This is a genomic window from Pseudonocardia benzenivorans CB1190, assembly GCF_000196675.2.
Classification (GTDB): domain Bacteria; phylum Actinomycetota; class Actinomycetes; order Mycobacteriales; family Pseudonocardiaceae; genus Pseudonocardia; species Pseudonocardia benzenivorans.
In genome coordinates, this window is the sequence record NC_015312.1 from 2980584 (window position 1) to 3000303 (window position 19720).

Consider the following 19720-nt stretch of genomic DNA (forward strand, 5'->3'; position numbering starts at 1 on the left):
CGTGGAGCACACCTCGCGGCGAACGACGCTCGTCACGAGGACGATGCGGGCCCAGTCGCGACGGAAGAAGACGATCAGCCCGACGGCGGTGGCGACCGGTCGACGCCGGTGTCCGGGGCGGGGGCTCAGGCGGCGCCGCGGCGGCGTTCGCGTCGGATCTCCAGCGCGAGCGGCACCAGCGACACGACGACGACGAGCGCGACGACCGGCAGCAGGTAGGCGTCGATCCCGGGCACGCTCGCGCCGAGGGCGTACCCGGCCAGCACGAGCCCGACGGTCCATGCGAGGCCGCCGACCACCTGCCACGTCGTGAAGGTGGCCAGGGGCGTGTGCAGGGCGCCGGCGACGGGGTTGAGCACCGTCCGCACGACGGGCACGAACCGCGCGAGCACGACGGCCTTGGCCGGCCCGTAGCGGTCGAACATCTCCTGCGCGCGGCGCATCCCGGCCTGCACCCTGGGCCGCGTCGTCCGGGTGCGGAGCGCACGCCCTGCGCGCCGGCCGATCAGGTAGCCGGTCTGGGCCCCCGACAGCGCGCCGGCCGCTGCCGCGACCAGCACCCACGGCAGGCTCAGCTGCACGCCGCCGTCGGTTGCGCACAGCAGGCCGGCGGTGAACAGCAGGGAGTCGCCGGGCAGGAAGAAGCCGACGAGCAGACCGGTCTCGGCGAAGAGCACGACCAGGATCCCCAGCGTGCCGAACGACGACAGCAGGTCGTGGGCGCTCAACGGGTTCAGCGCGAGGACGTGGGTCACGTGGTCTCCGGGGTCGGCGGTGCGCCGCGTCGGGGCGGCCGTCGTCGACGGTAGGAACCCGCGCCCTCCGGTCCGGCCAGCGGCGGGCAAACGTTCGGTAAGGACCCCGCGGGACGTCCCCCGCGGCACGGGCAGGTGGGACGCTCGGCGGCGTGATCGGGATCGGATGGCCCCTTGCCGTCGCGCTCGTCGCCCTGGTCGCGGTGGCCGTGGGCGCGAGCCTTCTCGGCCATGTCGGGACGGCGCGGCAGAGCGCCGTCGCGGCGGTCCGGGCGGTGCTGCAGCTGGGCGTCGTGTCGCTGGTGATCCTCGCCGTCGTCCGCTCGTGGTGGACGACCGCGGCGTTCATGCTGCTCATGCTGGGGGTGGCGACCTGGACGTCGGCGCGGCGGTTGACGCCCGACCGCGGCGGCCTCGCCGTGGGCGCCGCGATCCTGGCCGGCGCGCTGCCGGTACTCGCCGTCGTGCTCGGGTCGGGCGCGGTGCCGCTGACCGGGATCGCGGTCGTGCCGATCACGGGGATCGTCGTCGGCGGTGCGATGTCGGCGGCGTCGCTGGCCGGGCGCCGGGCGCTCGACGGGCTGGCCACGCGGCACGGCGAGTACGAGGCGGCACTGTCGCTGGGCTTCGGGGTGCGCGACGCGGCCATGATCGTGGTGCGGCCGTCGGGTGCCGAGGCGCTCGTCCCCGCGCTCGACCAGACCCGCACCGTCGGTCTGGTGACCCTGCCGGGCGCGTTCGTGGGCGTGTTGCTGGGCGGCGGCAGTCCCGTCGCGGCGGGCGCGGCGCAGGTCCTGGTGCTGGTCGGGCTCCTGGCGGCGGAGACGATCGCCGTCGTCGTGACGGTCGAGCTCGTGGCGCGCGACGTGATCCGCCGCGTCCGACCGGCGACGGCGGACCGTCCGGGTCGGCGACGGGGGTCACACCCGCGCCGTCCCGGATTGCGCCGTAGGGTGACGCGGTGATCGACGCGGCCCGGCGATGGCACGACCTGCAGTCGGGCCGGGGGATCCCGCCGGAGATCCTCGCGCAGGCGTCGGCGAGCCCGTGGACGCACGAGCCGCGCGACTTCGCCGCCCCCGACGAGCCGGCCGACACCCCGTCGCGCGTGTCGGCGCTGGCGCTGCTCGGCGACTCCGGGACCGTCCTCGACGTCGGCTGCGGCGGCGGAGCGGCGGCGTTCGCGCTGGTCGGCCCGCTCAAGGCGGTCACCGGCGTCGACCATCAGCCGGACATGCTCGAGATCTTCGCCGAGGGCGCACGGCGGCGCGGGATCCCGTACACGACCGTCGCCGGGCGCTGGCCCGACGTCGCCGACCAGGCCGGTCGCGCCGACGTGGTCGTGTCGCACCACGTGCTGCACAACGTGGTGGACCTGCCGCCGTTCGTCGAGGCGCTGACGGCGGCCGCGCGCACGGGCGTCGTCGTCGAGATGTTCGACGAGCACCCGATGGCCTGGCTCGATCCGCTGTGGCTGCGCTTCCACGGCCTGCGCAGGCCCGAGCCGGCCCGCACCGACGACGCCGTCGCGGTGCTCGCCGAGCTCGGGATCGCGCCGGACGTCGCCCGCTGGGAGCGGGAGAACCCGCCGCGCCAGGATCCGGAGTGGGTGACCCGGCGGCTGTGCCTGCCCCCCGAGCGGGTCGGCGAGGTGGCCGACGCCCTCGCCGGGCTGCCCCCGCGGCCCCGGCACGCCGCGACGCTCACCTGGCGCAGCTGAACGCGCTCAGGCAGGGCGGACCGTCACGTCGCCGTGGTCCGACGTCACCGACAGTGTCGCCGTCGCGGCCGGGTCGGGCGGCAGCAGCACCCGGCTGCGGCCCGAGGGCGAGTCGGCGACGACGCGGTAGCTGCTCCCGGCCGGCACCGCGACGTCGACGTCCCCGCTGCGGCTGGTGACGGTCACGCCGCTCGGTGCCGTCGCCGACGCGAGTGTGACGTCACCCGTCGTCGTCTGGACCAGCACCGACGGCGACCGCAGCCCGGTCCCGACGACGTCGCCGGACACGGTGTGCACGCTGAGGTCGCCGGCAAGGCCGGTGAACGTCGCGTCGCCCGCGCCGAGCTGGACGGCCACGCGGCCGGTGAGGTCGCGCGCGACGACGTCACCGCCACCCGAGCGGACCGTGACGGCCATGGTCGCCGGCAGCGCGATCGTGTAGGTGACCTGGCAGAAGTCACCGGCGAAGCCCTGGCAGTCGGCGTCGAGCACGAGCCCGGCGGGCCCGTCGTGGGCCTGGAGGTCGGGGGTGGTCAGGCCGTGCCGGGCCTGCGTCCTGACGTGCACGAGGCCGTCGGCGCTCGGGACGAGCGACACGTCGCCGGAGGGCGTCGTGACCGCCAGGCTCGGCGAGGTGGGCGCGTAGGTGGTGTCCGTGGTCGTCGTCGCGTGCACAGCGGTGCTCAGCAGCTGCAGGACCCCGCCCACCGCCGCGACCAGCACGACCAGCACGGCGACGACCACCAGCACCGGGTGCGGGCGCGCGGGCGGGCGGGGCGCGCCGGGGTCCGCGGACGCGGCGGCGGTCGGGACGGTCGGGGTGGACATCAGCTCTCCAGGTAGCGCAGCACCGCGAGCACGCGGCGGTGGTCGGTCGGGACGGCGGGCAGCGCGAACTTCGTGAAGATGCCGCTGACGTGCTTCTCGACGGCGCCGTCGGACACCACGAGCGCCTCGGCGATGCCGCTGTTGGAACGCCCCTCGGCCATGAGCGAGAGGACGTCGCGTTCGCGTGGGGTGAGCTCGGCGAGCGGCGCGGTGCGCCGGGACCGGGTGAGGATCTGGGAGACGACCTCCGGGTCGAGCGCGGTGCCGCCGCCGCGGACCCGGTGCAGCGCCTCCACGAAGCTCTCGACGTCGGCGACCCGGTCCTTGAGCAGGTACCCGACGCCGTGGGTGTCGCCGGCGAGCAGGTCGGTGGCGTAGCGCTCCTCGACGTACTGCGAGAGCACGAGGACCGCCACCGACGGCCAGCGGGCCCGGATGACGAGCGCGGCGCGCAGGCCCTCGTCGGAGTGGGTCGGGGGCATCCGCACGTCGGCGACGACGACGTCGGGCTGGTCGTCGCCGACGGTGCGCAGCAACGACTCCGCGTCACCGACCGCGGCGACGACGTCGAACCCGGCCTCGGTGAGCAGCCGCTCCAGCCCCTCGCGCAGCAGCACCGAGTCCTCGGCGATGACGACGCGCGGCGCGTCCTGCAGGCCCGGCGACACGGTCACAGGGGCCGGCCCGGCAGCTCGACGGTCAGCACGGTGGGCCCGCCCACGGGGGAGTCGACCGACAGCTGGCCGTCCACGCCCGACACCCGGTCGGCGAGCCCGCGCAGCCCGGTCCCGCGGGCGGGGTCGGCGCCGCCGCGGCCGTCGTCGGTCACGGTGATCCACAGCGTCCGGTCCGACTCGACGACGGTGACGGTCGCGCGCGCGGCCCCGGCGTGCTTGGCGACGTTGGTCAGCGCCTCGGAGACCACGAAGTAACCGATCGCCTCGACGGCGGGTGCCGGTCGCACCGGCACGTCGACGGTCAGGTCCACCGGCACCGGGCAGCGCGCGGCCAGGGCGGGCAGGGCGGCGTCGAGACCGCGGTCGGAGAGCACCGGCGGGTGCAGTCCGCGGATCAGCCCGCGCAGCTCCACGACGGCGTCCTTGGCCTGCTGATGGGCCTCGTCGAGCAGGTCGCCGATGCCGTCGGGCTCGGTGCGGTAGCGCGCCTTGGCCCGGCCCAGCGTCATGGCCAGCGACACCAGGTGCTGCTGGGTACCGTCGTGCAGGTCGCGTTCGATGCGGCGGCGTTCGGCCTCCACCGAGTCGACGACGCGGGCGCGGCTGCGCTCGAGCTCCCCGACCCGCGCGGCCAGCGCCCCGGGGACCGGCCCGAGCAGCGCCCGGGCGACCGCGACGTCGAGGGCCACCAGCGCGCGCACGACGGCGGGCGTCACGAGCAGCAGGATCAGCCCGAGCCCGGCGAGCAGCCCGCGGACCGTGCCGGAGGCCAGCGGGATGCCGAACAGGTGGGCGTCGGGGTTCCCGGACATCAGGACCGCCACCGGCAGCACGAGCAGCGTCGCGCCGAAGGCCAGCAGCCCGTAGACGATCCCCGAGGTGAGCATGCCGAGCGGTGCCGCCAGCACCTGGTGGGCCGTCCGCCGCTGCACCCCGGGATCGCGCAGCAGCACACCCGCGTAGCGCAGCGGGTTGCGGTGTGCGGGCGGCATCGGCTGCGGGTCGATGACGACCCCGAGCAGCAGCCGGTAGCGGGCCCGCTCGATCGCGCCGAGCCCGGCGCCGACCCAGGCCGTGAGCAACCAGACCGGCACCCCGAGCAGCGCGAACGGCAGCAGCAGGACCGACCAGAACAGCCCGGCCAGCAGGAGGAAGCAGGTCGCGGCCCCGATGAACGCGTCGAGCAGCAGGTGGGCCGCGCCGAGCCAGGTCGCCGGGGAGGCGAACGCCCGCAGCGGGTCGGCCGGGGACGGCCGGGCGCCGCCTGCGGCCCGCGCCGATGGGGGGACAGCCGTGGACATGCGACGAACCTATTGATCCACGGTGCCGCGGCACCATCCGGAAGGTTCCCGGTCCCACCCGGGGGACAACCCCCGGTCGCCCGTCAAGCACCGACCCGCGACCGGCGCTGCGCCGGAGGACGCACGAGGTCGCGCCGGCCCCGACCCGCGCAACCTGACGGTCGTGGGGCGTCGGGTTCGGAGCGGTGAGGTTGCGGCCGGGTCTTCGTGCGCAACCTCGCGGTCGTCCCGGCCGCCGCGACGACGGTCAGTGGGTGACGACCCACCAGGCGATCAGCACGCCGAGGGAGTTGGTGGCGACGTGCGCGAGGACCGGCGTGACGAGGTGGCCGCCCCAACGTCGCCAGGCGCTGAGCAGCACCCCCGCTGCCGCGGTGCCGACGACCGCCGCCGCGCACGTCGCGACCGTGCCCCAGCCGCCGACCGACGCCGCCACCGCCGCGTTGGCGCCCGCCATCCCGATCGAGGGCAGCACGTGCCACAGCCCGAACAGCCCCGACGACACCAGCGTCCGCCGCCACCACGACCCGCCGACGAGCCCGGGCAGCACCCCGCGGAACGCGACCTCCTCCAGTACGGCCGTCCCGAGCGGGATCCGGATCAGCGCGGCGAAGAGCATCGCGCCGAGCGGGCCGGCCGCCCGGGAGTCCTGGAACGCCTCGCGGGTCGCCGGGATGGCGAGCGCGACGAGGTAGAGCACCGCGACGGCCGCGAACGCGATCGCGCCGACCCCGAGGCCGCGGCGCACCGTCGCCCGCGAGAGCCCGAGATCGGCCCACGTCACCCCGCACCCGCGCGCGACGACGACCAGGAGCGCGGCGACGGCGAGGTTCCAGGGGATGTACGCCTCCGGCCACAGCCGGTTGCTGACGACGTTCGACGCTGCCAGGATCGTGATCACCGAGACCAGACCCAGCCGTCGCCGAAGGGCGCGCCCGGGGCGGAGGGGCTGGTCGGGGTGCGTCCGCAGGACCGTCGCCATCACGACCGTCCCGCCGTGGTGGGGGCCATCCCGGTCGACGGTACCCGAGCGCGCGCAGGGGGACGGGCACGATGACCGAGGTAGACCCGGCCGGCGCAACCGCAGGTCGGGGTACCGGCGGCACCGCCGCGGCGGGCGACGCGGAGGGTCTCGTGGCGCGCGACCGCTACGTCGACCTCCTGCGGGCGTTCTCGATCCTGGTCGTCGTGCTGTGGCACTGGGCCTTCACGATCCTGGTGTGGGGCCCGAGCGGCCCGTCGGCCACGAGCCCGCTGGGCTTCACATCGGGCCTGTGGGTGCTCACGTGGCTGTTCCAGGTGTTGCCGCTGTTCTTCTACGTCGGGGGCTACGTGCACCTGCGGGCCTGGCAGCGGGCCTGCGCGCGAGGTGAGCACCTCGGCCACTTCGTGTGGCGCAACATCCGCAGGCTCTCGCTGCCGGCGCTGCTGCTCGCGGTCGTCTGGATCGGGATGGGCGCGGGTCTGGGGGCGGTCTTCGACGTCGCGTGGGTCGGGCGCGCGGTGCTGCTCGTCATCAGCCCGTTGTGGTTCATCGCCGTGTACCTCGGGCTGATCGCCCTGATGCCGGCCTGGCTGTGGCTGCGCGAGCACTTCGGCGCGGTCCCGCTCGTGTGGTTCGCCGGGATGGTGGTCGTCGTCGACATCCTGCGGTTCCGCGCCGGGATGGACGAGCTCGCCTACGTGAACATGGTCCTCGTGTGGGGGCTGGCGTTCCAGGCGGGCTTCTCCTACGAGCAGGTGGTGCGCGCCCCGCGCCAGTTCGACGCGGCGCTGATGTGGGCGGGGCTGTTCGGGCTGGTCGGGCTCGTGTTCTCCGGGCTCTACCCCGGCTCGATGGTCGGTGTGCCGGGGGAGACGTCGAACATGGCGCCGCCGACGCTGTGCATCGTCGCGCTGCTCGTGTTCCAGATCGGGGTCGCGGAGATGGCCCGGCCCTCGCTCGAGCGCTGGCTCGAGCGGCCCGGCCCTCGCCGGGTGGTCGAGGTCGTCAACCGCTTCGCCATGCCCGTGTTCCTCTTCCACACCACGGGCATGGCGATCGGGCGCGGCCTGTTCTACGCCCTGACCGGCGAGATCGCCGAGAAGCAGGTGCCCGACACGGCGTGGTGGCTGCAGCGTCCCCTCTGGATCGCGCTGTCGCTGGCCTGCACGCTCCCGGTCATCTGGCTGTTCGCCCGCTTCGGCCACCGGCGCCCCACCGGCGGCTCCCCGCGGGTCGCCGCACCCTGACCGCACCTGGCCCGGGATGTGATGGGGGCCATCGTTGTTCGGCCACCGAACGTGACGAATGCGGCGCCGAATAGAGTGATCCGCCGGAGGGGTGGGGGATGGCGGGTCTGGAGGTGGCACTCGGCGTCGTCGCCGCGGTCGTCCTGGTGGGCGTACTGGCGGTGCGGGTCTCGGTGCGCCTCGGCCTGCCCTCGCTGCTGCTCTATCTCGGCATCGGGGTCCTGCTCGGCGAGTCGGCACTCGGCCTGCAGTTCTCCGACGCGCTGCTCACCGAGAACCTCGGCATCGCCGCCCTCGTGCTGATCCTCATCGAGGGCGGCCTGACCACCCGGTGGGACGCGGTGCGTCCCTCGCTCGGGGTGGGGATCGCGCTGTCGACGGTGGCCGTCGTCGTCAGCATCGGCGTCGTCGGCGTGCTCCTGCACCTGCTGCTGGGCCTGGACTGGCGGGTCGCGTTCCTGTGGGGCGCGGTGTTGTCGTCCACCGACGCGGCGGCGGTGTTCAGCGTCCTGCGCGGCGTCGGTGTCTCCCGGCGTCTCGCCGGTGCCCTCGAGCTCGAGTCCGGCCTCAACGACGCCCCCGTCGTCCTCGCCGTCGTCCTGCTCGCCTCCGGCGACCCGATCCACTGGTGGACCCCGGCGCTCGTCGTCTACGAGCTGGCCGCGGGCGGGGCCATCGGCGCGGTGCTCGGCCTGGGCGGGGCGTGGGCGCTGCGCCGTGCCGCGCTGCCGTCGACCGGTCTCTACCCGCTGGCGACGATGTCGGTCTGCGTGCTGGCCTTCGCGGGCGGGCAGCTCGCGCACGCGTCGGGCCTGCTCGCGACGTACGTCTGCGCGCTCGTGCTGGGCAACTCGCGGCTGCCCCACCGCGGGGGCGTGCTGTCGTTCGCCGAGGGCACGGGCTGGCTCGCCCAGATCGGGCTGTTCGTGTTGCTGGGGCTCTACGTCTCACCGCTGCGGCTCGGCGAGGCCGTCGTCCCCGCGCTGATCGCCGGAGCGGTCCTGCTGTTCGCCGGTCGGCCGCTGTCGGTCGTCGCCGCGGCGCTGCCGTTCAAGGTCCCCTGGCGGGAGCAGGCGTTCCTGTCCTGGTCGGGGTTGCGCGGAGCCGTTCCCATCGTGCTGGCGCTGATCACCCTCGTCGAGGGCGCCCCGAGCGGGTCGCAGCTGGTCGACGTCGTGTTCGTGCTCGTCGTCGTGCTGACGCTGCTGCAGGGCACGACACTGCCGTGGGTGGCGGCCCGGCTGAAGGTCGTGCAGTCGACCGAGATGCGCGAGGTCGAGGTCGACTCCGCACCGCTCGACGAGCTCGACGCCGACCTGCTGCAGGTGCGGGTGCCCGTCGGGTCGAAGTTGAGCGGGGTCTACCTGCGGGAGCTGCGGCTGCCGCGGGGCGCGACGGTCAGCCTCGTCGTGCGCGACGGGCAGGGCTTCACCCCGGACCTGGAGACGCGGCTGCGCGAGCACGACCAGTTGCTCGTCGTCACCACCGCGCAGGCGCGCCGCGCCGCGGAGGACCGGATCCGCGCCGTCGACCGGGCCGGCCGGCTGGCGCGCTGGTTCGGGGTCGGACAGGAGCCGGCCGCGGGGGCCACCGACGGCACCGACGGCCGCGGCTGACGGGGGGTCCGGGCGGCCGCGGGTACGGCCGGGGACGGGCGGACGGGAGGGCCCGGCGATAATGGTCCGGTGAGCGATCCCTGTCCGGCCGCCGCCGGTCCCGTCGTGGTGCCGCGGGGTGCCCGTGGGTGAGCTGCGCAGCCTCCCGGTCCCCGACGGCCTCGACGGCATGCGGGTCGACGCCGGGCTCTCCCGGCTGCTCGGCCTGTCCCGCACGGTCGTCGCCACGCTGGCCGAGGAGGGCCGGGTCGCCGTCGACGGGCGCGCCGCGGGCAAGTCCGACCGGCTCGCCGCCGGCGGCTGGCTCGAGATCGAGCTGCCCGACCCGGAGCGCGAGTCCGATGGCATCACCGGTCCGGTCGAGGTCGTCGCCGGGCTCACGATCCTCCACGAGGACGACGACATCGTCGTCGTCGACAAGCCCGTCGGCGTCGCGGCCCACCCGAGCCCGGGCTGGACGGGCCCGACCGTCGTCGGCGGGCTCGCGGCACTGGGCGTCCGGGTCGCGACGTCGGGGGCGGCCGAGCGGCAGGGCATCGTCCACCGGCTGGACGCGGGCACGACCGGGGTGATGGTCGTCGCCAAGTCCGAGTCGGCGTACTCGGAGCTCAAGCGCGCCTTCAAGGAACGCACCGTCGACAAGCGCTATCACGCCGTGGTGCAGGGGCATCCCGATCCCAGCCGCGGCACGATCGACGCGCCCATCGACCGCCATCCCCGTCACGACTGGCGCTTCGCCGTCGTCGAGGGCGGCCGGCCCAGCGTCACGCACTACGACACCATCGAGGCCTTCCGCGCGGCGTCGCTGCTCGACATCCGGCTCGAGACGGGCCGCACGCACCAGATCCGGGTGCACTTCTCGGCGATGCGCCATCCCTGCGTCGGCGACCTGACCTACGGCGCCGACCCGACGCTCGCGAAGCGCCTGCACCTGGACCGGCAGTGGCTGCACGCGCGGGAGCTCGGTTTCGCCCATCCCGCCGACGGTCGCCGGGTCGAGTTCACCAGCCCCTACCCGGCCGACCTCGCTCGCGCCCTGGATCTGTTGCAGGACTGAGGAACCGGCCGTGACGACGCGCCGTCGCATCCTGCTGTACGTCACCTGTCTCGCGGTGCTGCTCGGGGTGGCGTGGTACGCCGGATCGCGGCCCTCGTCGTCGGGTCCGCCGCCGTCGGCGACGGGCTCGGTCCGCCTCGGGCCCGACCCGGGCACCGCCGTCGCCGACTACCTCGCGACGCTGCCCGGTGACCTGCCCGCACCCGGCGTGACGGTCCCCGCGCTGGTCCAGCTCGACGCGGAGGTCACCGGTCCGCAGGCCGTCGCGCTGGCCGCCGACGGGACCCTCGCCGAGGTCGTGTGGCGGGTCCCGCTGCCGCGGGTGCAGACAGCGCTGCGTTTCGAGCCCCTCGACGACGGCGTCCCGCCCGCCACGGCCGTCGACACCGCGCGGCAGCGCGCGGCGCTGGCCGCGCAGGCCGACGCCGACCGCCGCACCGGACGTCCCGGCGCCGTCGCCGCCGCCGAGCAGGCCGCGCTCGCCCGGCCCGGCTGCGGCTGCGTCGTCGCGCTGGTGGTGGAGGCCGACCGGACGGTCCTCGAGGCCCTCGCCACCCGGCCCGGGGTACGTGCGGTGCAGGCCGCTCCCGCAGGTGCGCGGCTCACCGACCTCGCGCTCGCGCCGCTGCTCCCGGAACAGACCGAGCGGGCCGACCCGCTGCCCGACGACGGCCCGGTCCCGACCTCCTGACCAGCGGACCTCCGAGACGGACCGGGGGAATTCCGGAGTCCGACTGGGTGGTCACCCGGATGTCGTAGCGAGCCGTCCGCTGGAAGCGTCGGCGGCATGGCGATTCGGGGGGGTTCGACGGCCGGGCACGCACCCGGCCTCGCCGGCGCGGTGACGGTCGCGGCGCTCGTCGCGGCCGTCCCGGTGCTGGTGCTGCACGTCGTCGGGGCCGGGTCGGTGAACCCGCTCGCACAGACCGTCAGTGACTACGTCGCGGCGCCCGACGGCTACGCGCTGCTGGCGGTGTCGGCCGCGGCGCTGGCGTTCGCGGGGCTGTTCGTCGCGGTCGCGGCGTGGCGTTCCCGGCTGCCGGGGGCGCCGGTGCTGGCCGCGCTGACGGCCGCGTGGGTCGTCGGGCTCGGACTGGTCGCGGCGTTCCCGACGAACGTCGCCGGCGCGCCCGCCGACGTGTCCGCGGTCGTCCACCGCTGGGGCGGCGCGCTCGTGCTCGGGCTCGCCCCGGTGCTCGCATTGGTCGTCGCCCGCGGGCTCGTGGCCCGGGGCGAACGGCCGGTGCTACTGGTCCGGCTGACCGTCGCGACGGCCGCGCTCGACGCGGCGTTCCTGCTCGGTCATGTCCCGATCGTCATGCTGGGTTCACCCGGATTCCCCCTGCTCGGGCTGGTGGAGCGTGTTCTCTACGCCCTGGTGATCGTCCTGCTGCCGGTGATCGCGCGCGCCCTGCGCCCGCGTCCCGCGCTGCTCCCGGCCGGGCCCGCCGTCACCGTGCCCGCCGCCACCGTGCCCGCCGTGTCGTCCGTGGGGGCGGGGCGATGAGCACGCTGACGGTCCTCGCCGTGGCCGCGGCGGTCGTCGCGGCGGGGTGCTTCGCCGTCGGCGGGGTCCTGCAGCACCGCGCGGTCGCCGGCGAGGCCCGGGTGCCGGCCGGTCACGGCGCGGCGACCGGGCGGCTCGATCCCAGGGGGTTCGCGGCGCTGCTGCGCCGCCCCCGCTGGCTGGTGGGTCTCGGCCTCGCCGCCGCCGGCGCGGCGCTGCACGCGCTGGCGCTGGTGGTCGCGCCGGTGTCGGTGGTGCAGCCGATCGGGGTGCTGGCGGTCCCGATCGCCGTCCTGCTCGCCGCCAGGGCCTCCGGGGCCCGGGTACCGACAGCCGTGGTCCTGGCCGTCGCGCTGTGCGTCGCCGGCGTCGCGGGCTTCGTGGCGCTGGCCGCGGGCAGCGCAGTCAGCGGCGCCGCCGACCCGCGGGTGCTCGCGATCGCCGGTGCCGGGGTCGGGATCGTCGTACTCGCCCTCGCGGCGCTCGCGGCGCGGGCCCGCACCCCGGGAGTGCGCTGCGTGTCCTGCGCCGCAGCGGGTGCGACGGCCTTCGGCCTGGTCTCGACGCTCGTCCGGGCGCTCGCCGAGCGGGTCGCCGCCGGTGCGCCGGCCCTCGACCTCGCCGGCCTCGTCGGCGGCATCGCCGTCGCGCTGCTCGCCGGCGGGTGGCTGGTGCAGCAGGCGTTCGCGGCCGGTCCCCCGGAGCTCGTCGTCGCGTGCCTGACGGTGGTCGACCCGGTCGTCGCCGTCGTGCTCGGGGTCGTCCTGCTCGGTGAGGGTGCCGCCACCGCGACCGGCACCGCGCTCGGCATGGCCGGGTGCGCGGTGGCCGCCGCGACCGGCGTGCTCGCACTGGCCCGCCACCACCCCGACGCCGTGCACCGCCGCGCGCAGCAGCGGGTCGCCCGCGCCGCCGTGTCCGGCTCCCTGGTCCCCGCGGGTCGCTCCTGACCCCCGCGCTCCCCACCTGCACCGACGTCCAGAACCATCCGAGAGAGAGCGAGGTACCGCCGTGCGTCCGCTGCGGATCCTGATCGGCGCCGACACCTTCCCACCCGACGTCAACGGGGCCGCCCGCTTCGCCGAGCGGCTCGCGAGCGGGCTGGCGGGCCGCGGGCACGACGTGCACGTCGTCGCCCCGTCGCCCGACGCGACCGCCCACCGCGAGCCCGCCCGCCCGGGAGCCGACGGCGTGCGGGTGCATCGGGTCCGCTCGCACCGCTACCCGCTGCACGAGACCTTCCGGGTCTGCCTGCCCTGGCAGGCCTCGCCCGCGACGGCGGCGCTCGTCGCCGACCTCGCGCCCGACGTCGTGCACGTCCAGGCGCACTTCGTCGTCGGCCGCGGGACCGCGGTCGCGGCGTCGAGGGCCGGGGTGCCGCTCGTGGCGACCAACCACTTCATGCCGGAGAACCTCTTCGGCCACGCCCGGGTCCCGGCCGCGCTGCAGCAGGCCGCCGCCCGCTGGGCGTGGCGTGACCTGGCCCGCGTGTTCTCCCGGGCCTCGGTCGTCACGGCGCCGACCGAACGCGCCGCGGGCCTGCTCGCCGACGCGGCGGGCATCGACGGCGTACTCCCGATCTCCTGCGGCATCGACTCGGCGCGGTACGCGGGCGGGGTCGAGTCGCCGACGCCGACGGTGCTGTTCGTCGGACGGCTCGACGAGGAGAAACGCGTCGACGAGCTGTTGCGCGCCGTCGCGGCGCTGCCGACGGGCCTCGGCGCGCGGCTGGAGATCGTCGGCGACGGGTCGCGGCGCGCGGCGTGGACCGCGCTCGCCGGCGAGCTCGGCCTCGCGGAGCGGGTCATGTTCCACGGGTTCGTCGACGAGACGACCCTCGTCGAGGCCTACCGCCGCTGCACGGTGTTCGCGATGCCGGGGATCGCCGAGCTGCAGAGCTTGGTGACGCTGGAGGCGATGTCCGCGGGCAAGCCCGTCGTCGCCGCCGACGCGATGGCGCTGCCGCACCTGGTCCGGCCCGGGCGCAACGGCTGGCTCTACACCCCCGGTGACGTCGAGGGGCTGGCCGCCGCCCTGGGTGCGCTGCTGGCCGACCCGGCGACGCGGGCGCGGATGGGCGCGGCGAGCCGCGAGATCGTCGCCGGGCACGCGCTGGACGCCACGCTCGACCGCTTCGAGGAGGTCTACGCGCGGGCCGCCGGGCGCGTCGAGATGCCGGTCCGGGCGGCGTGACGGGCGTGGTGACGGGCGCTCCGACGGCGTCGTGCCGGGTGCCGTGACGGGGCCGTGCGGGGCCGGCGCCCGCCCCCGACACGCGGGCCGGGGCCGCCAGCAGGGGATACCCGCCACGGCGCCGGGGGTGGCCGGAACCGTCGGTGCGCGGGGCTAATCTGAAGCCCTTCCACCGGTCGCCCCGGCACGCCGGCGGGAGGTCATCGCACGGCATCACGGCACGCGCCCCGAGGGCGCCCGACGGCACCGCGCTCCCCGGCGCGAGGACGGAGCAGACGGGTCCCCATGACAGCCGCCAGCACGGACAGCTTCGTCCACCTGCACACCCACACCGAGTTCTCGATGCTCGACGGGGCCGCGCGGCTCGACGACCTGTTCCGCGAGTCGGCGAAGATGGGCATGCCGGCGCTGGCGATGACCGACCACGGCAACGTCTACGGCGCCTACGAGTTCTGGCGCAAGGCCAAGGCCGCCGGGGTCAAGCCGATCATCGGCATGGAGGGCTACCTGTCGCCGGGCAGCCGCCACGAACGCAAGCGCGCCACGCTCGGCGGGCAGACGGTCAGCGACGACAACCCGGGTGAGATGTACACCCACATGACGTTGCTGGCCGAGAACACCGAGGGGATGCACAACCTCTTCCGGCTGTCGTCGCTGGCCAGCCTCGAGGGCTACTACTACAAGCCCCGCATGGACCGCGAGCTGCTGGAGACCTACGGCAAGGGGATCATCGCGACGACGGGCTGCCCGTCGGGCGAGGTCGCGCGCCTGCTGCAGCAGGACCGCTACGACGACGCGTGCCAGGCCGCGAGCGACTACCGGGACATCTTCGGCAGGGACAACTTCTACTGCGAGCTGATGGACCACGGCATCGAGATCGAGAAGCGGGTCCAGGAGGACCTGTTCCGGCTCAAGAAGGAGCTCGGGCTGCCGGGCCTCGCGACGAACGACCTGCACTACACCTACGCCGAGGACACCAAGCCGCACGAGGTGCTCCTGTGCGTGCAGACGGGCAAGACCCTCGCCGACCCCAACCGCTTCAAGTTCGACGCGCAGGACTTCTACCTCAAGTCCGCCGCCGAGATGCGCGCCCAGTGGGACCCGATCCACCCCGAGGCCTGCGACAACACGCTGCTGATCGCCGAGCGCGTCGACGTCTCGTTCACCGAGGGCCAGGACCTGATGCCGCGCGCGCCCGTCCCCGAGGGGGAGACGGAGGAGTCGTGGCTGGTCAAGGAGGTCGAGAAGGGGCTGCACCGGCGCTTCCCGAACGGCGTCACCGAGCAGTACCGCAAGCAGGCCGAGTACGAGCTGTCGGTCATCATCCAGATGGGCTTCCCCGGCTACTTCATCGTCACCGCGGACCTCATCCAGCACGCCAAGAAGGTCGGCATCCGGTGCGGGCCCGGGCGTGGCTCGGCCGCCGGCTCGCTCGTCGCCTACGTCCTCGGGATCACCGACCTCGACCCGATCAAGCACAAGCTGATCTTCGAGCGCTTCCTCAACCCCGAGCGCATCTCGATGCCCGACATCGACATGGACTTCGACGAACGTCGGCGCGGCGAGATGATCCGCTACACCACGGAGAAGTACGGCGAGGACCGGATCGCGCAGATCATCACCTACTCCACGATCAAGGCGAAGGCCGCGATCAAGGACTCGGCGCGCGTGCTCTTCGGCCAGCCCGGCTACTCGGTGGCCGACCGGATCACCAAGGCCATGCCGCCCGCCATCATGGGCAAGGACATCCCGCTGTCGGGCATCTTCGACCCGGGGCACAAGCGCTACTCCGAGGCCACCGAGGTCCGCGCGCTCTACGAGGCCGACCCGCAGGTCCGCGAGATCATCGACACCGCACGCGGGCTCGAGGGCCTCAAGCGGCAGTGGGGCGTGCACGCGGCGGGCGTGATCATGTCCAGCAAGCCGCTGCTCGACGTCATCCCGATCCAGCGCCGCGAGGCCGACGGCGCGATCATCACGCAGTTCGACATGGGCGCCTGCGAGACGCTCGGGCTGCTCAAGATGGACTTCCTCGGCCTGCGCAACCTCACGATCATCGACGACGCGCTGGAGAACATCGAGCTCAACGGCAAACCGCCGCTGGTCATCGAGGACGTCGAGCTCGACGACCCGAAGACCTACGACCTGCTCGCCCGGGGCGACACCCTCGGGGTGTTCCAGCTCGACGGCGGCCCGATGCGCGACCTGTTGCGCCGCATGGCCCCCACCGAGTTCGACGACATCTCCGCCGTCGGCGCGCTGTACCGGCCCGGCCCGATGGGTGCCAACGCGCACAACGACTACGCCGACCGCAAGAACAAGCGGCAGGAGGTCACTCCGATCCACCCGGAGCTGGCCGAGCCGCTCAAGGACATCCTGGGCGAGACCTACGGCCTGATCGTCTACCAGGAACAGGTCATGGCGATCGCCCAGAAGCTCGCGGGCTACACCCTCGGCAAGGCCGACCTGCTGCGCCGGGCCATGGGCAAGAAGAAGAAGGAGATCCTCGACAAGGAGTACGAGGGTTTCGCCCAGGGCATGAAGGACCACGGCTACTCCGCGGACGCGGTCAAGACGCTGTGGGACATCCTGCTGCCGTTCTCCGACTACGCCTTCAACCGTGCGCACTCCGCCGCGTACGGCGTCGTGTCCTACTGGACGGCCTACCTCAAGGCCAACTACCCGGCCGAGTACATGGCCGCGGTGCTCACGTCCGTCCGCGACGACAAGGACAAGGCCGCCGTCTACCTGGCCGAGTGCCGCCGCATGGGCATCACCGTGCTGCCGCCCGACGTCAACGAGTCGGTGCGCAACTTCGCCCCCGTCGGCGACGACATCCGGTTCGGCCTCGGCGCGATCCGCAACGTCGGCTTCAACGTCGTCGACGCGATCGTGGCGGCCCGCAAGGAGAAGGGCGCGTTCAGCGACTTCTCCGACTTCCTGCGCAAGGTCGACGCGGTCGTCTGCAACAAGAAGGTCATCGAGTCGCTGATCAAGGCGGGCGCGTTCGACTCGCTGGGGCACTCCCGCAAGGGCCTGCTGCTCGTCCACGCCGACGCGATCGACGCCGTGATGAGCACGAAGAAGGCCGCGTCGATGGGCCAGTTCGACCTCTTCGGCTCGATGGACGGCGGCGACGGCGACGACTCCGACCCCGCGCTGGCCGGGATTTTCGACGTCAAGGTCCCCACCGACGAGTGGGACACCAAGCACCGGCTCGCCGTCGAACGCGAGATGCTCGGGCTCTACGTGTCGGGGCATCCGCTGCACGGCGTCGAGGGGGTGCTGGCGGCGAAGGCCGACACCCCGATCCAGAACATCCTCGACGGCACGGTCGGCGACGGCGCGCAGGTCACCGTCGGCGGCATCCTCGCGGGCGTCAACCGGAGGGTGAACAAGAACGGCGAGCCCTGGGCGTCGGCGCAGATCGAGGACCTCGCCGGTGGCATCGAGGTGCTGTTCTTCCCGCGCTGCTACCAGGTCGTCGGGATCGACGTGGCCGAGGACGCGATCGTGCTGGTCAAGGCCCGCGTCTCCAAGCGCGACGACCGGGTCTCGCTCATCGCCAACGACCTCGCGGTGCCCGACCTGGCCGCGGCGGGGGAGGAGAACTCCTCGCCGGTCGCGGTGAGCCTCGCGGCCACCCGGTGCACGCCGCCCGTCGTCGCCAAGCTCAAGGACGTGCTCTCCAGTCACCCCGGCTCGCGGCCGGTGCACCTGAGCCTGGTCAACGGCACCCGCACCACTGTCCTGCGGCTCGACGACGCGCTGCGCGTCACCGCGAGCTCCGCGCTGATGGGCGACCTCAAGGCGCTGCTCGGACCGGGCTGCCTCGGCGGCTGAGCGCCCCCGGGCTCGTCCCGGCGTGGCCGACGCCGGGCACGAGCCGTGGGAGGTCGACGTTCTCGCCCGGTTGCCGGCGCCGACGCGGCCCGCCCGACGCCCGGACCAGCGGATGCGCGAACGGTCGTCGGGGCCCTCCGTGTCCGAGGCCGGCACTCGGCGTCCCCGGCGGTGGTCACCCGGCGGCGGTCACCGTGCCGACGGGTAGTCACCCGGGCGACGGGTCACCCGGTGGCGGTCATCCAGCGGCCCCGGCATAGGCGGGCCGGGACACGCACTCGGCGACGGTGACGAGCCCGGCCAGCCGGCCGTCGGCGACGTGTGCGAACACAGCCTCGGACCACGTGGCCTCCTGCATCGTCGGCTCAGCACCGTGCCACGGCCGCGTGTGCGTGCCGCGCAGCACGACGCGGGCGGCGAGCCGGTCGACCGTGCGGCCCTTGCCGACGGCGTGGGTGTCGAGCTCGTGCAACAGCCAGCCTCCCTCGATCGCGGTATTGAGGTCGGGGAAGGCGGCTCGCAGGCCCACGATCACGTCTCGCAACGCGTCGGGACCCCGGACGGGCTCGTCGTGCCCGCTGAGGTGGCCGACGAAGTCGGGGGCGACGAACTCCGGCAGTCGGTCGAGCCGTCCGGAGTTGACCACCTGGTCGTAGAGGGAGCAGAGCAGCGCTTTGTGGGCGAACGCGGACATCGGGCTCCTCCTAGACCGACACCGGCTCGGCGGCCCGGGCGAAGAAGGGCAGCAACCCGGTACGGGGATGACAGTTGACGTACTCGGCCCGCAGCTCGCCGGCACGCAGGATGTGCGCCTCGGCCCAGATGAACAGGCCCATCTCGATGCCCTCGTCCGCGAGGTCGGTGGCCGCGCCCATGAAGGTGTTGTAGAGCGCAAGGTGCGAGGGCTGAGTGCGTGCCGCGTGCTCGAGGTGGCCGAGGGTGAGGAAGTACGCGAGCTGGCTGGCCTTGCGCAGGTCGGCACCCGTCTCAGATCCTGTTCGACGGTGTCGACGATGGCTGCGCACCCGCTGGTGCGCGGGTTCTCGGCCAGATAGGTGATCCACTTCTTGCTCGCCGGCTCCAGCAGCTCGTCCCACACCTGCTGTTCTTCGTGGGAGGTGATGTGGCTCGTGTCGGCTCCCTCTCGGACGAAGCACAGGTTGTGCGGCGCGTCGACGGTGACGCGGCGGCCCCGGGTACTCACCGTCGGACCGCGGGTGGGCAGCTCGGCCAACGGGCTGTCGAAGGGGTCGGCGGGCGAGTCGGCCATCCGGTCGCGGTAGCCGCCCCAGTAGCCGAACTTGTCGGTGCCGGAGACCGGCAGGACTGCCGTCGCGCCGACGCGATGCGGGCCGACGCCGAAGTAGTGGAACCGGCCGACCTGCGGGGTGAGGATCTCGCGCCAGTAACCGGCCCTGTCGTCGTCGGTGGGACGTGCCTCCCACCAGGTGCTGAAGGGGGCGGACTCGAGGAACGCCGTCGCTTCGCCGAGGTCGGTCCAATACGCCATGAGGATCGTGTTGTGGCCCGACACGTCGTCGTGATGGTGGCAGCGCTCGACGGAGCGAGGTCCGTGCGCACCGGCGAACAGCTGCCGCAGGGCGGCCACGAACGGTTCGGTGTGGGTGTCGTCGACCGACTGCACACCGAACATGGCGAAGACCATCGTCGTCATCCCGGCGGGATAGGTGACGACCCGGCCGGGACCTTCGACCTCGTCTGACATTGCTACCTCCCTCTGACGGCCGCGACGGGCTCGCGGCCGGGCTCCTCCGCGTCGCGCAGCCGGGCCGGATCGGCACACGGCGGGTCGGTGACGGTGCCGTGCGCCGATGCGGTCGGAGCGTCGATCGTCGGATGTCTCGTGGCCCGGGGCCGAAACCGGATGCTCTCGCCGGGTCGGCACCCCCGAGCAGACCTTAGCCACGTCCGAGTCATATGTCGATAGTTGTCGACACATCGTACATTGGAGAGGGAGGTGGCCCGCCTGA

Annotated in this window: 17 protein-coding genes and 1 pseudogene; 10 read left to right on the forward strand and 8 right to left on the reverse strand. The window is 74.0% G+C overall.

Features of this window, described 5'->3' with window-relative positions:
• Positions 1–125 precede the first annotated feature (125 nt).
• The gene (locus PSED_RS14195; protein WP_013674941.1) at positions 126–755 is read right to left on the reverse strand and encodes a DedA family protein; all 630 of its coding nucleotides are present in this window, start codon (positions 753–755) and stop codon (positions 126–128) included.
• A 152-nt stretch (positions 756–907) separates the two neighbouring features.
• Here PSED_RS14195 and PSED_RS14200 point away from each other — a divergent pair, with 152 nt between their 5' ends.
• Entirely contained in the window at positions 908–1720 is an 813-nt protein-coding gene (locus tag PSED_RS14200) for an ABC transporter permease (RefSeq protein ID WP_013674942.1), read from the forward strand.
• On the forward strand, positions 1717–2475 hold the full coding sequence (locus PSED_RS14205) for a class I SAM-dependent methyltransferase (protein ID WP_013674943.1): 759 nt from the start codon (positions 1717–1719) through the stop codon (positions 2473–2475). Before PSED_RS14200 ends, PSED_RS14205 begins: the two co-directional genes overlap by 4 nt.
• A gap of 6 nt (positions 2476–2481) precedes the next feature.
• Here PSED_RS14205 and PSED_RS14210 read toward each other — a convergent pair whose 3' ends face one another.
• The 4 genes from PSED_RS14210 to PSED_RS14225 form a co-directional block, all read right to left on the reverse strand.
• Positions 2482–3303: a DUF4097 family beta strand repeat-containing protein gene (locus PSED_RS14210; RefSeq protein ID WP_013674944.1), complete on the reverse strand. Its 822-nt coding sequence runs from the start codon at positions 3301–3303 to the stop codon at positions 2482–2484.
• On the reverse strand, positions 3303–3977 hold the full coding sequence (locus PSED_RS14215; protein WP_013674945.1) for a response regulator: 675 nt from the start codon (positions 3975–3977) through the stop codon (positions 3303–3305). The genes PSED_RS14210 and PSED_RS14215 overlap by 1 nt, the downstream gene beginning before the upstream one ends.
• Positions 3974–5281, reverse strand: coding sequence for a sensor histidine kinase (locus tag PSED_RS14220; protein WP_013674946.1), 1308 nt, complete (start codon positions 5279–5281; stop codon positions 3974–3976). The genes PSED_RS14215 and PSED_RS14220 overlap by 4 nt, the downstream gene beginning before the upstream one ends.
• Positions 5282–5528: 247 nt before the next feature.
• Complete coding sequence (locus PSED_RS14225) at positions 5529–6263, reverse strand: CPBP family intramembrane glutamic endopeptidase (RefSeq protein ID WP_013674947.1); 735 nt, start codon at positions 6261–6263, stop codon at positions 5529–5531.
• A gap of 71 nt (positions 6264–6334) precedes the next feature.
• On the opposite strand from PSED_RS14225, the gene PSED_RS14230 reads away from it, so the two are divergent.
• The 8 genes from PSED_RS14230 (at position 6335) to dnaE (ending at position 17729) form a co-directional block, all read left to right on the forward strand.
• Positions 6335–7513 (forward strand): acyltransferase family protein, encoded by a 1179-nt coding sequence (locus tag PSED_RS14230; protein WP_013674948.1) that lies wholly within the window; start codon positions 6335–6337, stop codon positions 7511–7513.
• Positions 7514–7611: 98 nt separating this feature from the next.
• Positions 7612–9129 carry a potassium/proton antiporter gene (locus PSED_RS14235; RefSeq protein ID WP_013674949.1) on the forward strand — a complete coding sequence of 506 codons (1518 nt, stop codon included), beginning with the start codon at positions 7612–7614 and terminating at the stop codon, positions 9127–9129.
• Between the two features lie 169 nt (positions 9130–9298).
• Complete coding sequence (locus PSED_RS14240) at positions 9299–10186, forward strand: RluA family pseudouridine synthase (RefSeq protein ID WP_049803676.1); 888 nt, start codon at positions 9299–9301, stop codon at positions 10184–10186.
• Between the two features lie 10 nt (positions 10187–10196).
• Positions 10197–10877, forward strand: coding sequence for a hypothetical protein (locus PSED_RS14245; RefSeq protein ID WP_013674951.1), 681 nt, complete (start codon positions 10197–10199; stop codon positions 10875–10877).
• A gap of 96 nt (positions 10878–10973) precedes the next feature.
• Entirely contained in the window at positions 10974–11693 is a 720-nt protein-coding gene (locus PSED_RS14250) for a DUF998 domain-containing protein (protein WP_013674952.1), read from the forward strand.
• A complete protein-coding gene (locus tag PSED_RS14255; protein WP_013674953.1) occupies positions 11690–12643 on the forward strand; it encodes a hypothetical protein in 954 nt (317 codons plus the stop codon). Before PSED_RS14250 ends, PSED_RS14255 begins: the two co-directional genes overlap by 4 nt.
• Before the next feature lie 61 nt (positions 12644–12704).
• The gene (locus PSED_RS14260) at positions 12705–13886 is read left to right on the forward strand and encodes a glycosyltransferase (RefSeq protein WP_013674954.1); all 1182 of its coding nucleotides are present in this window, start codon (positions 12705–12707) and stop codon (positions 13884–13886) included.
• A 285-nt stretch (positions 13887–14171) separates the two neighbouring features.
• Positions 14172–17729 (forward strand): DNA polymerase III subunit alpha, encoded by a 3558-nt coding sequence (dnaE, locus tag PSED_RS14265; RefSeq protein ID WP_013674955.1) that lies wholly within the window; start codon positions 14172–14174, stop codon positions 17727–17729.
• 238 nt (positions 17730–17967) lie between these two features.
• On the opposite strand, the gene PSED_RS14270 is transcribed toward dnaE, so the two are convergent.
• The 3 genes and pseudogenes from PSED_RS14270 to PSED_RS35655 form a co-directional block, all read right to left on the reverse strand.
• Complete coding sequence (locus tag PSED_RS14270) at positions 17968–18423, reverse strand: ester cyclase (RefSeq protein ID WP_049803402.1); 456 nt, start codon at positions 18421–18423, stop codon at positions 17968–17970.
• Positions 18424–18433: 10 nt separating this feature from the next.
• A complete protein-coding gene (locus PSED_RS14275) occupies positions 18434–18754 on the reverse strand; it encodes a phenylacetaldoxime dehydratase family protein (protein ID WP_049803403.1) in 321 nt (106 codons plus the stop codon).
• Positions 18755–18801: 47 nt separating this feature from the next.
• Positions 18802–19689, reverse strand: a pseudogene (locus PSED_RS35655) (phenylacetaldoxime dehydratase family protein); the annotation flags it as partial.
• Between the last annotated feature and the right edge of the window lie 31 nt (positions 19690–19720).